A 12,263-nucleotide genomic window follows, 5' to 3' on the forward strand; every position below is an offset into this window, starting at 1 on the left:
CGCGGCGGCCGCCGCCGCTGCCGAGCAGGCCGCCGAGGAGCCCGCCGCCGAGCAGGACGAGCAGCCCGCGTCCGGCGGCCGCCGCCGTCGCCGCCGGGGTGCCGCCGCCGAGCCCGAGCAGCAGCCCGCGGCCGAGCAGGCGCCCGCCCCGAAGGCGGAGAAGGCCAAGCCCGTCCAGGACACGCAGGACGTCCAGGACACCGAGGACGCCGAGGACACCGAGGACGACACCGACGACGAGCGCGGCGACGCCGCGCAGGGCGACGACGAGTCGGGCGACCGCCCCTCCCGCCGCCGCCGTCGCGGAGGCCGCCGCCGCCGTCGCGGCGAGGCCGCCGACGGCAGCGACGACCAGCCCGGCGACGACCGGCCGTCCGACGCCGGTCAGCCGGCCGCCGAGGAGGAGCAGGCCGAGCCGGCCGCGCCCGCCGAGGAGGACGACGACGACCAGCAGGGCGGCGGCTCCAGCAGCAGCCGCCGGCGCCGTCGCCGCCGCCGTCGCAGCGGTGACGCCGGTGACGGGGACGCCGCCCAGGGCGGCGACGACCCGGAGCGCACGGTCGTCAAGGTCCGCGAGCCCCGCAAGAAGGACGAGCCCTCCGACGAGGTCCAGTCCATCAAGGGCTCGACGCGCCTGGAGGCCAAGAAGCAGCGCCGCCGCGAGGGCCGCGAGCAGGGCCGCCGCCGGGTGCCGATCATCACCGAGGCGGAGTTCCTGGCGCGCCGCGAGGCCGTCGAGCGCGTGATGGTCGTCCGCCAGAGCGGCGAGCGCACCCAGATCGGCGTCCTGGAGGACGACGTGCTCGTCGAGCACTTCGTCAACAAGGAGCAGTCGACCTCGTACGTCGGCAACGTCTACCTCGGCAAGGTGCAGAACGTCCTGCCGTCGATGGAGGCCGCCTTCGTCGACATCGGCAAGGGCCGCAACGCCGTGCTGTACGCGGGCGAGGTCAACTTCGAGGCGCTCGGCATGGCCAACGGGCCGCGCCGCATCGAGACCGCGCTGAAGTCCGGCCAGTCCGTGCTCGTGCAGGTCACCAAGGACCCGATCGGCCACAAGGGCGCCCGCCTGACCAGCCAGGTCTCGCTGCCCGGCCGCTACCTGGTCTACGTGCCCGAGGGCTCGATGACCGGCATCAGCCGCAAGCTCCCGGACACCGAGCGGGCGCGCCTGAAGCAGATCCTGAAGAAGATCGTCCCCGAGGACGCGGGCGTCATCGTCCGTACCGCCGCCGAGGGCGCCAGCGAGGACGAGCTGCGCCGCGACGTGGAGCGCCTCCAGGCGCAGTGGGAGGACATCCAGAAGAAGGCCAAGGCGGGCTCCACCAGCTCGCCGAGCCTGCTGTACGGCGAGCCCGACATGACCGTCCGGGTGGTCCGCGACATCTTCAACGAGGACTTCTCCAAGGTCATCGTCAGCGGTGACGAGGCGTGGGAGACCATCCACGGCTATGTCTCGCACGTGGCGCCGGACCTGGCCGACCGCCTCCAGAAGTGGACCTCGGACGTCGACGTCTTCGCGACGTACCGCATCGACGAGCAGCTGATGAAGGCGCTGGACCGGAAGGTCTGGCTGCCCTCCGGCGGCTCGCTGGTGATCGACAAGACCGAGGCCATGGTCGTCATCGACGTCAACACCGGGAAGTTCACCGGTCAGGGCGGCAACCTCGAAGAGACCGTGACCAGGAACAACCTGGAGGCGGCCGAGGAGATCGTGCGCCAGCTGCGGCTGCGCGACCTGGGCGGCATCGTCGTCATCGACTTCATCGACATGGTGCTGGAGTCCAACCGGGACCTGGTGCTGCGGCGGATGCTGGAGTGCCTGGGCCGCGACCGTACGAAGCACCAGGTCGCCGAGGTCACCTCGCTGGGCCTGGTCCAGATGACCCGTAAGCGGGTCGGCCAGGGCCTGCTGGAGTCCTTCTCCGAGCCGTGCGTGCACTGCAACGGCCGCGGCGTCATCGTCCACATGGACCAGCCGGCCTCGGCCGGCGGCGGTGGCGGCGGCAAGCGCAAGAAGAAGGGCAAGGGCGGCGGCTCCGGCCAGGACCACCAGCAGCACGACCACCAGCACGATCACCAGCACCAGGACGACCACCAGGACGCGGAGAGCGCGCGGGCCGGCGAGCACCCGGAGCTGGAGCCCGTCGCGGTGACCGAGGCGGAGCTTCAGCCCGCGGTGGCCGACACCGACGAGTGGTTCGGCAGCCCGGCGGAGGCCGAGGCGGCAGCCGGTGGCGTACGCGGCCGTGGCCGCCGTCGCGCCAGCCGCAAGGTGTCCGCCCCGGCGGGTGCCCCCAAGGCGTCCGAGGCCGCCGCGATCGTGGTGGAGGCGGCCGAGCCCGCCCCGGCCGCCGAGCCGGAGCCCGCCGTGGAGCCGGAACCGGCCGCGGAGCCCGCGCCGGCCCGTCCGCGCCGCCGTGCGACCCGTAAGGCGACCGCTCCCGCGGGTTCGCCCAAGGCCGCCGGGGAGGCCCCGGCGGCGGAGGCCGCACCGGAGCCGGTCGCCGAGCCCGCGGCCGAGCCGGCTGCCGAAGCGGTCGCCGAAGCCGCCGAACCGGCTGTGGAGGCCGCTGCGGACGCCGCCGCGAGCACGGACGCCGCTGTCGGCACGGACGCCCCCGAGGCCGCCGAGGAGGCCGCCGAGGAGGCGCCCGCCAAGAAGACCGCGGCGAAGAAGGCGGCCAAGAAGGCGCCCGCGAAGAAGGCGGCGGCCAAGAAGACGGCCACCACCAAGAAGGCGGCGGCGAAGAAGACCACCACCGCCAAGAAGGCCACGGCGGAGAAGGCCCCGGCCGCCAAGAAGGCCACCACCAAGAAGACCACCGCGAAGAAGACCACGACGAAGAAGGCGGCGGCCAAGAAGACCGCTGCCGCCGAGCAGGCCCCGGCCGCGTCGGTGTCGGCTTCGACGGAGGACTGAGCAGGACGGACCGCGCCCCGGGCCGCAGCGCCCGGGGCCGGTTTGACCCCCCGGTCAAGGCCCCGTAACCTTGACCGTCGGCGTCTGTAGCGCGCCAAACCCCTGAGCAAACACCTCCCGGTCCGCCGGGGGAGGCCGCTCATCCACTCGGAAGTCACGGGATCGTCATGAACCCGTGCGAGCGGCTGGCATCAGTGGTCCCTATCTAGCGAGAGAGTGAGATCCGCGTGTACGCAATCGTGCGTAGCGGCGGCCGCCAGCACAAGGTTGCTGTCGGTGACGTCGTCGAGGTTGACAAGATTTCTGCCGGCAAGGTTGGCGACGCGGTCGAGCTCTCGACGCTGCTCGTCGTCGACGGCGAGTCGGTTACCAGCGACCCGTGGGTGCTGGCCGGGGTGAAGGTCCAGGCGGAGATTGTGGACCACCACAAGGGCGCCAAGATCGACATCCTGAAGTACAAGAACAAGACCGGCTACCGCAAGCGGATCGGTCACCGCCAGCAGTACACGGCGATCAAGATCACCGGCATCGACTCGCCGGCGAAGTAAGGGACTGAGGAGACATGGCACACAAGAAGGGCGCATCGTCCACTCGGAACGGTCGCGATTCCAATGCTCAGCGGCTCGGCGTGAAGCGCTTCGGCGGTCAGGCCGTCCTCGCCGGTGAGATCCTGGTCCGCCAGCGCGGCACCCACTTCCACCCGGGCACGGGCGTCGGCCGCGGCGGCGACGACACCCTGTTCGCCCTGGCCGAGGGTGCGGTGCAGTTCGGCACCCACCGTGGCCGCAAGGTCGTGAACATCGTCCCGATCGCCGAGTGACCCACCACTTCGGCATCGGGCGATAGCTCAGCAGCACCACTCCGAGGGCGGACCGCCTCTCCCCGCAGTACGCGGGAAGGCCGGTCCGCCCTTGGCGTGTTAGTACAGAGACAATCCCGTCGTATCTGGAGGCACCCCCACCATGACCACCTTCGTGGACCGCGTCGAGCTGCACGTCGCCGCGGGTAACGGAGGCCACGGCGTGGCCTCCGTGATGCGCGAGAAGTTCAAGCCGCTCGGCGGCCCGGACGGCGGCAACGGCGGCCGTGGCGGCGACGTGATCCTGGTCGTCGACCAGGACGTCACCACGCTGCTGGAGTACCACCACCACCCGCACCGCAAGGCCACCAACGGCCAGCCCGGCGCCGGCGACCACCGCGCCGGCAAGAACGGCCAGGACCTGGTCCTGCCCGTCCCGGACGGCACCGTCGTCCTGGACCGCGCGGGCAACGTGCTCGCCGACCTGGTCGGCCAGGGCACCACCTTCGTCGCCGGGCAGGGCGGCCGCGGCGGCCTCGGCAACGCCGCGCTGGCCTCCGCCCGCCGCAAGGCCCCCGGCTTCGCGCTGCTCGGCGAGCCCGGCGAGGCCCGCGACATCGTGCTGGAGCTCAAGACCGTCGCGGACGTCGCGCTGGTCGGCTACCCGAGCGCCGGCAAGTCCTCGCTGATCTCGGTGCTCTCGGCCGCCAAGCCGAAGATCGCCGACTACCCGTTCACCACCCTGGTGCCCAACCTCGGCGTGGTCACGGCCGGTTCGACCGTCTACACCATCGCGGACGTCCCCGGCCTGATCCCCGGCGCCAGCCAGGGCAAGGGCCTGGGCCTGGAGTTCCTGCGGCACGTCGAGCGCTGCGAGGTGCTCGTGCACGTCCTGGACACCGCGACCCTGGAGTCCGACCGCGATCCGGTCTCCGACCTCGACATCATCGAGGCGGAGCTGGCCCAGTACGGCGGCCTGGACAACCGGCCGCGGGTGGTCGTCCTCAACAAGATCGACATTCCGGACGGGCAGGACCTCGCCGACATGATCCGCCCCGACCTGGAGGAGCGCGGCTACCGCGTCTTCGAGGTCTCGGCCGTCGCGCGCACCGGACTCAAGGAGCTGTCGTACGCGCTGGCCGGCATCGTCGCCGAGGCCCGCGCCGCCAAGCCCGTCCAGGAAGCCACCCGTATCGTCATCCGCCCGAAGGCCGTGGACGACGCGGGCTTCACGGTCACCCCGGAGGGCGAGGGCTTCTTCCGCGTCCGCGGCGAGAAGCCGGAGCGCTGGGTGCGCCAGACCGACTTCAACAACGACGAGGCCGTCGGCTACCTCGCCGACCGCCTCAACCGCCTCGGCGTCGAGGACCAGCTGCGCAAGGTCGGCGCGCACGCCGGCGACGGCATCGCGATCGGCCCCGAGGACAACGCGGTCGTCTTCGACTGGGAGCCGATGATGGCGGCGGGCGCCGAGATGCTCGGCCGCCGCGGCGAGGACCACCGCATGGACGCGCCGCGTCCGGCCGCGGTGCGCCGCCGCGACCGCGAGGCGGCGCGGGACGAGGCGGAGGACGAGTACCAGGACTTCCGTCCGTTCTGACGTCTCCGGCGGACGTCCGTACGTGCGAAAGGCCCCCGGGTGCACCCGGGGGCCTTTCCCGTGCCGTACGCCGTTTCGCGCCGCCCCACGGAGGGTTCCCACAGCGGGCGGCGAGGCGTGCCGTGGGAATCCGACGGGCGCCCGCCGGGCCCCCTGCCGTAGATTGCGGTGGTACGGAAACACCCGTACGGAACCTCCCGGACACGGGGCCGGCCGTACGCGGCGGCGCACAGGCGAGCACAGGGGTAGGCAGTGGCAGGCGCAAGGCAGGACGTGACGGACGCCCGCAGGATCGTGGTCAAGGTCGGTTCGTCCTCGCTGACCACGGCGAGCGGCGGCCTGGACGCGGACCGGGTGGACGCGCTGGTGGACGTGCTGGCCAAGCACCAGGACAAGGAGATCGTGCTGGTCTCCTCCGGCGCCATCGCGGCCGGTCTGGCACCGCTCGGCCTGGACCGGCGGCCCCGCGACCTGGCCCGGCAGCAGGCCGCCGCCAGCGTCGGCCAGGGCCTGCTGGTCGCCCGCTACACCGCCTCCTTCGCGCGCTACGGCCGCCGCGTCGGCCAGGTCCTGCTGACCTCCGACGACACCAGCCGCCGCGCCCACTACCGCAACGCCTTCCGGACCCTGGACCAGCTGCTGGCCATGGGCGCCGTACCGATCGTCAACGAGAACGACACCGTCGCCACCGACGAGATCCGCTTCGGCGACAACGACCGGCTGGCCGCCCTGGTCGCCCACCTCGTACGCGCCGACCTGCTCGTCCTGCTCTCGGACGTGGACGGGCTCTACGACGGCGACCCGAGCCTGCCCGGCACCTCCCGGATAGCGCGGGTGAGCGGCCCGGCCGACCTGGAAGGCATCTCGATCGGCAGCGCCGGCCGGGCCGGCGTCGGCACCGGCGGCATGGTCACCAAGGTCGAGGCGGCCCGGATCGCCGCCGCGGCCGGCATCCCGGTCGTCCTGACCTCCGCCGTGCACGCCGCCGACGCCCTGGCCGGCGGCCCCACCGGCACCCACTTCCTGCGCACCGGCCGCCGCTCCGCCGACCGGCTGCTGTGGCTGGCGCACGCCTCCACCCCGCGCGGCGCGCTGGTGCTGGACGACGGCGCCGTCGAGGCCGTCGTCGAACGGCACTCCTCGCTGCTGCCGGCCGGTATCGCAGCGGCCGAAGGGGAGTTCAGCGCCGGCGACCCGGTCGAGCTCCGGGACACCGCGGGCCGCGCCGTCGCCCGCGGCCTGGTCAACTTCGACGCGCGGGAGATCCCGCGGCTGATCGGCCGTTCCACCCGTGACCTCGCCCGCGAGCTGGGACCCGCGTACGAACGCGAGGTCGTGCACCGGGACGATCTGGTCGTACTGCACCACTGACGGCCGTCACAACAGGGAAACAAGTGGCAGGAAAGGTCCAAAGACCAGCCTTTCCACGGAGACCTTCTCGAAAATGCCCCCGCGACGGCCCGCGGGCTGGTCAACTTTGTTGCGGGGACGGCGTCCGGGGAGCGCCGTCCGCCGCGCGCGAGTGCGCGCCGTGAGACAGCAGTGCCGGACCACTGCCGAGGAACCGCCCGCGACCGGGCTCCGGAGCAGCGCGATCCGCGGTGACCCGGGCGGTCCGCACGCGGCGGCGCATCCGGCGGCGGGCCGGTGCCGGTGACGGACGACAGCACCGATCGGCTCCGCCCCCGTACGTACGAGCGGAGCGATACGCATAACAGGAGGCCGCCGGTGAGACGAGGGCGCTCAGGGGCGCTGCCCCGAGGGACGGCGGAGCGCACACTGACCAGCGTCGGACCCGCCGGACCGGCCGGCGGGTCCGCGTCCGGGGACCGTGCCGGTCCGGGCCGGGCGACGTCCGAGCGGCCGTCGCCCGGGCGCCGCGAGGCGTCCCGGCTGTGGCACGTCACCCTCAGCGTCTCGGGGGCCGAGGCCCCCGTCCAGGAGGTCCGGCGGGCACTGGAACAGCTCGCCCACGACCACCCCTTCCTGCTGACCAGCCGCTACGCCAACGACCACGCCGAGATCCGCTACTGGGAAGAGGCCCGCGACCTGCACGACGCCGCGGCGGTCGCCCTGCGGCTGTGGGGCGAGCACCGCTCCTCGGCCGGGCTGCCGCCGTGGGAGATCGTGGGCCTGGAGGTCATCGACCGGGAGACGTACCACCAGCGCGTCGCCGAGGGGTACGGGCCGCCGCCCGCGTCCCGGGTGGGCGTGCATCCGTACTGAGACCGGGTACGGACGCCCGTAGGGGCGCCTGTACGGACGGGCGCCCGCACCGGCGGGCGGCGGGCCGTGCTCGTGGGCCGTGGCCCGCCGGGCGCGGACCGCGGCGTCTTGCCAGATGGAACGCGGCCGGTCCGCGTTCCGCCGCCCGGTTACGCTTTCCGCCATGACCAGCGAATCAGCGCACCCCTCACCCGTCATCGAAACCGCCCGGCGCGCCAAGGAGGCGGCGGCCGTCCTGGCGCCGCAGCCGCGCACCGCGCGCGACGGCGCGCTGCTCGCCATCGCCGACGCCCTGGTGGCCCGTACCGAAGAGATCGTCGCCGCCAACGCCGGGGACGTCGCCAAGGCACGGGCGGCGGGCACCGGCGAGTCCCTGGTGGACCGGCTCACCCTGACCCCCGAGCGGGTCACCGCGATGGCCGCCGACGTCCGCGACGTGGTGGCACTGCCCGACCCGGTGGGCGAGGTGCTGCGCGGCTCCACCCTGCCCAACGGCCTCGACCTGCGGCAGGTCCGCGTCCCGCTGGGCGTCGTCGGGATCATCTACGAGGCCCGGCCGAACGTGACCGTGGACGCCGCCGCGCTGTGCCTGAAGGCGGGCAACGCGGTGCTGCTGCGCGGCTCGTCCTCCGCCTACGCCTCGAACACGGCGCTGGTCGAGGTGTTGCGGGACGCGGTGGCGAGCGTCGGGCTGCCGGCCGACGTCGTCCAGCTGGTGCCGGGGGAGAGCCGTGACTCGGTGCGCGAGCTGATGCGGGCGCGCGGCCTGGTGGACGTGCTGATCCCGCGCGGCGGCGCCTCGCTGATCCGTACGGTCGTCGAGGAGTCCACGGTCCCGGTGATCGAGACCGGTACCGGCAACTGCCACGTGTACGTGGACGAGCACGCCGACATCGACATGGCGCTGGACATCCTGATCAACTCCAAGGCGCAGCGGCCCAGCGTCTGCAACGCCGCCGAGACGGTCCTGGTGCACGCGGGCATCGCGGAGACGTTCCTGCCGCGGGCGCTGGAGGCGCTGACCCAGGCCGGTGTGATCGTGCACGGTGACACGGCGTGGCAGCAGGCCGGCCCCGGCCTGGTGGCGCCGGCCACGGACGAGGACTGGGCGGCCGAGTACCTCTCGTACGACATCGCCGCGGCCGTCGTGCAGGATCTGGACGCCGCGGTCGCGCACATCCGCCGCTGGTCCTCCGGGCACACCGAGGCGATCGTCACCACCTCGCAGGCGGCGGCCCGCCGTTTCACCCAGCTCGTGGACTCCACGACGGTCGCGGTCAACGCGTCCACCCGCTTCACCGACGGCAGCCAGTTCGGGTTCGGCGCCGAGATCGGCATCTCGACGCAGAAGCTGCACGCCCGCGGCCCGATGGGGCTGCCGGAGCTGACCTCGACGAAGTACGTCGTCACGGGGGACGGCCACACGCGCTGACGGTACGGGCGGGGGGGGCTCCGGCGGTCCGGGGACGGCGCCGGTGCCGCACGCCGGTCCGCGGCCGAATTCCCGTCCTACCCGCCCACGACCGTCCGCCCCGGGCTAGTCTGGAGGGGTGCCGGACGACGTGGGGGGCAAGCCGTTCCCGGACGGCGAGGAGCCCGACGAGCACAGTCAGCCGAGCCACGGGGAAGCGGACGAGGACTTCGCCTCCGTGGTCCTCGACGAGGACTTCGTGCGGTCCGCGCGCTTCCACGAGCCCACCGCGGTGGAGCGGATGCTGGCCGCCGCCCAGGCACGCGCCGAGGCCGACGCCGCCCGCGGCCGCCCGGGGTACGGCACCGACCCGGACACCGACGACGCCCCGGACGGCCGCCCCCGCGCCACGGGCCGCCGCTACGGCCGCGGCACCGGCGCCGACCCCGGGCGGGGCGCGGATCCGGACGCGTACGGCCCCCACGGTCCGTACGGCCCGTACGGCGGCGCCCTGCGCCCGTACCGCGGCAGCGTCCGCTGGCATCGCCCGGTGGCCTGGGTGCTCGCCGTCCTCATGGGCATCGGTCTCGTCGCGCTCGCCTTCTCAGCGGTCTACCGCGGCGCGTCCGGGGGGCGCACGCAGACTCCGGCGCCCCCGCCCGCGACCAGCGGGGTGGACGGCGTACCGCCCGTCCGCTCCAGCCTGGTGCCGTCGGCGTCCGCCTCGGCCGAGTCGACGCCGCCGCCCGCTTCCGCCGCTCCGCGCACCGGCTGAGAGCCCGGAGCCGCGCGCCCCGGGGGCGCCGGGCGGCTCCCGCGCACGGGTGCGACCGCCGCAAGCGGGGGCCGCAACTCCGGCAGAACCCGCCGAACTTGTCCCGTACCAGGGCGTTTACCGGCGCCTCCGCGGACCTACTCTTGTGGTATGGCCGGTGCTGGTGACCCTCCCGAAGGGACCCCCGAGGGCGCCGCGGGAGGCGGAGAGGACGAATACCGATCCGTCGTCTTCGACGAATCGTTCGTACGAGCTGCACGCCTTCAGGAGTACTCGGCGAGGGAGCGCATGGAGGACCACGCACGGGCCGTACGCACCCGGCACGCCTGGGCGCGGCTCGGCGGCGCCCGGCAGGCCGTGCTCCTGGCCCTGCTGATCGTCATCGCCTTCGGCACCGCGATCTACATGGGGGTCCGCCACCCCTACCGGCCCCCCGAGCCGATGGCGGCGGAGCCGCTGCGGTCCACGGTCGTGCCGCTGGCGCCGGACGGCGCCGTGCCGGGCGGAAAACCGGCCGACCTCTTCGCGCGCAGCCCCGCGGCGCAGTACCGCATCGGCGCGGCGGGCGTGAACCTGCCCGCGGTCTCGCGGACCGAGCACTTCTCGGACGGCCAGGTCGTCTCCGCCCTGTCCCTCGCCAAGGACTACCTCGTGCGCTCCTCGATCGACCCGGCCACCCTGACGGGCGGCTCCGTACGGCCGGTGGGGCTGCTGCTCGACCCCGGCCAACTCGACCAGTTCGACCGGAGCCTGGCGCATCCGGCCGACGACGGGCGGCACGCGGCCACCGGCTGGCTGACCCGCTTCGATCCGGACCAGGTGGAACTGGCCGACACCGACGTACGGGTGACCGGCACGCTGTCGGCCACCGAGGTCGGCGCGGACGCGCTGGAGGTGAGTGCCGACTTCACCTTCGCCTACGCGGTACGTCCGGCTGGTGCTGGTGCTGGTGCTGGTGCTGGTACGGGTGGCGGTGCCGGGGCTCGCGGCGGGGCCGGGGCCAAGGCCGCGGCGGGTCAACAGGACGCCGCCGCCTCGCTGTTCACCGTCCGCCGCGAACTGCGCTTCCGGATCAGCCGCGACGACCTGGACGACCACCGCCTGGAGGTGCTGCAGAGCAACCTCCAGGCAGGGCCGATGTCCTGCTCCGCCGACGCGTCGAGCACGTTGCGTCCGCTGTTCGCGGGGCAGCGGGCCGGGGGCGCCGGACCGGCGGCCACCGACCCGTACGCCCGCGGCCGTTCGAACACCGGGCTTTGCGGGAAGCTGGCGGCTACTTCCCAGCCGGGCCCGGCCCGTCCGGCCCGTTAGCGCCGTCCGGTCCGTTGGCGCCGCCCGAGCCGCCCGAGCCGCCCGAGCCGCCCGTACCGCCGGAACCGCCCGGCCGGGAGCCGCCGCGGAAGACCGTGTCCCGCAGCTTGCCGCCGAGGTCACCGGCGCCGCCGGCGATGTCGCGCACCAGACCCATCAGCGGGTCCTTGCTGGTGCGCACCGACTCGGCGTAGTGCGCGGCGGACTCACGGAAGGAGTCGGACACCGAGGTGTCCTTGTCCTCGTCCCGGCGCGGGTAGTGGCCGTCCATGATGCGCTGGTAGTCGCGGCTGGCCGCCCACTTCTTCAGCTCGGCCGCCCGCACGGTGGTGAACGGGTGGCTGCGCGGCAGCATGTTCAGCACCTTCAGCACGGAGTCGCGCAGGTCGCCGCCTGCTTCGTACTCCTCGGCCTGCTTCAGGAACGCGTCCACGTTCATCTCGTGCAGGTGGTTGCCGCCGGCCAGCTTCATCAGCCCGCGCATGGACGCCTGGAGATCCTGCCCGACCAGCAGTCCGGCCCGGTCCGCCGACAGCTCCGACTTGCGGAACCATTCGCGCAGCGCCGTCACTATCGCCATGATCGCGACGTTGCCCAGCGGAATCCAGGCGATCTTCAGTGCCAGGTTCGTCAGGAACAGCAGGATCGTGCGGTACACCGCGTGCCCGGACAGGGCGTGGCCGACCTCGTGGCCGATGACCGCGCGCATCTCCTCCTCGTCGAGCAGCTCGACCAGGCCGGTGGTCAGGACGATGATCGGCTCGTCCAGCCCGATGCACATGGCGTTCGGCACCGGGTCCTGATTCACGTACATCGGCGGGACCTTCTCCAGGTCCAGGATGTAACAGGCGTCCCGCAGCATGTCGTTGAGGTGCGTGAACTGCTGGTCGCCGACGCGCACCGAGTCCGACAGGAACAGCAGCCGCAGGCTGCGCTCCGGCAACAGCCCGCTGAGCGTCTTGAAGACGGTGTCGAACCCGCTCAGCTTGCGCAGGGCCACGAGCGCGGAACGGTCTGCCGGGTGCTCGTAGGCGCGGGACGAGATCCCGGGGAACCGCCTGCGGTCCCGGCTCGGTACGCGCTCGCTGCCGCCTGGGCTCTCCGTCATTGGGGCCTCCCCCTGTTCGACTGCGTGTGATTCAGACTAGAGGACGCCACTGACAGCCATTTGGATGCCCAGGCGTACGCTGGCGAGCGCACCGGGGCCCGCAGATGCCC

At 73.3% G+C, this 12,263-nt stretch carries 10 protein-coding genes; 9 read left to right on the forward strand and 1 reads right to left on the reverse strand.

From position 1 onward, the window contains the following. From JXZ78_RS37620 to JXZ78_RS37660, 9 genes are all read left to right on the forward strand, one after another. A partial coding sequence (locus JXZ78_RS37620) for an Rne/Rng family ribonuclease (RefSeq protein ID WP_238783655.1) occupies positions 1–2,923 on the forward strand: 2,923 nt, incomplete at its 5' end. Between the two features lie 227 nt (positions 2,924–3,150). Then, entirely contained in the window at positions 3,151–3,471 is a 321-nt protein-coding gene (rplU, locus tag JXZ78_RS37625) for a 50S ribosomal protein L21 (RefSeq protein WP_030020525.1), read from the forward strand. A gap of 14 nt (positions 3,472–3,485) precedes the next feature. After that, positions 3,486–3,743: a 50S ribosomal protein L27 gene (gene rpmA, locus JXZ78_RS37630; protein ID WP_030020524.1), complete on the forward strand. Its 258-nt coding sequence runs from the start codon at positions 3,486–3,488 to the stop codon at positions 3,741–3,743. Between the two features lie 142 nt (positions 3,744–3,885). Beyond that, complete coding sequence (gene obgE, locus JXZ78_RS37635) at positions 3,886–5,322, forward strand: GTPase ObgE (protein ID WP_030020523.1); 1,437 nt, start codon at positions 3,886–3,888, stop codon at positions 5,320–5,322. 252 nt (positions 5,323–5,574) lie between these two features. Then, a complete protein-coding gene (gene proB / locus JXZ78_RS37640; protein ID WP_443735646.1) occupies positions 5,575–6,693 on the forward strand; it encodes a glutamate 5-kinase in 1,119 nt (372 codons plus the stop codon). A 357-nt stretch (positions 6,694–7,050) separates the two neighbouring features. Beyond that, complete coding sequence (locus JXZ78_RS37645) at positions 7,051–7,548, forward strand: DUF8830 family protein (protein WP_030020521.1); 498 nt, start codon at positions 7,051–7,053, stop codon at positions 7,546–7,548. Between the two features lie 163 nt (positions 7,549–7,711). Further along, the gene (locus tag JXZ78_RS37650; RefSeq protein WP_030020520.1) at positions 7,712–8,980 is read left to right on the forward strand and encodes a glutamate-5-semialdehyde dehydrogenase; all 1,269 of its coding nucleotides are present in this window, start codon (positions 7,712–7,714) and stop codon (positions 8,978–8,980) included. A 118-nt stretch (positions 8,981–9,098) separates the two neighbouring features. Beyond that, positions 9,099–9,734, forward strand: a complete 636-nt coding sequence (locus tag JXZ78_RS37655) for an SCO2584 family spore wall biosynthesis protein (RefSeq protein WP_030020519.1) — start codon at positions 9,099–9,101, stop codon at positions 9,732–9,734. A gap of 150 nt (positions 9,735–9,884) precedes the next feature. Beyond that, the gene (locus JXZ78_RS37660; RefSeq protein ID WP_030020518.1) at positions 9,885–11,045 is read left to right on the forward strand and encodes an SCO2583 family membrane protein; all 1,161 of its coding nucleotides are present in this window, start codon (positions 9,885–9,887) and stop codon (positions 11,043–11,045) included. On the opposite strand, the gene JXZ78_RS37665 is transcribed toward JXZ78_RS37660, so the two are convergent. Beyond that, complete coding sequence (locus JXZ78_RS37665; protein WP_030020517.1) at positions 11,008–12,153, reverse strand: M48 family metallopeptidase; 1,146 nt, start codon at positions 12,151–12,153, stop codon at positions 11,008–11,010. The genes JXZ78_RS37660 and JXZ78_RS37665 overlap by 38 nt on opposite strands. Positions 12,154–12,263: the final 110 nt, after the last annotated feature.

Origin of the sequence: Streptomyces monomycini (genome assembly GCF_022271435.1) — a bacterium.
GTDB lineage: Bacteria > Actinomycetota > Actinomycetes > Streptomycetales > Streptomycetaceae > Streptomyces > Streptomyces monomycini.

Coding starts and splice junctions, on each gene's coding strand:
- JXZ78_RS37660 (WP_030020518.1), top strand. CDS start 9,885: ATGGCCGGTGCTGGTGACCCTCCCGAAGGGACCCCCGAGGGCGCCGCG.
- JXZ78_RS37665 (WP_030020517.1), bottom strand. CDS start 12,153: ATGACGGAGAGCCCAGGCGGCAGCGAGCGCGTACCGAGCCGGGACCGC.
- JXZ78_RS37650 (WP_030020520.1), top strand. CDS start 7,712: ATGACCAGCGAATCAGCGCACCCCTCACCCGTCATCGAAACCGCCCGG.
- obgE (WP_030020523.1), top strand. CDS start 3,886: ATGACCACCTTCGTGGACCGCGTCGAGCTGCACGTCGCCGCGGGTAAC.
- rpmA (WP_030020524.1), top strand. CDS start 3,486: ATGGCACACAAGAAGGGCGCATCGTCCACTCGGAACGGTCGCGATTCC.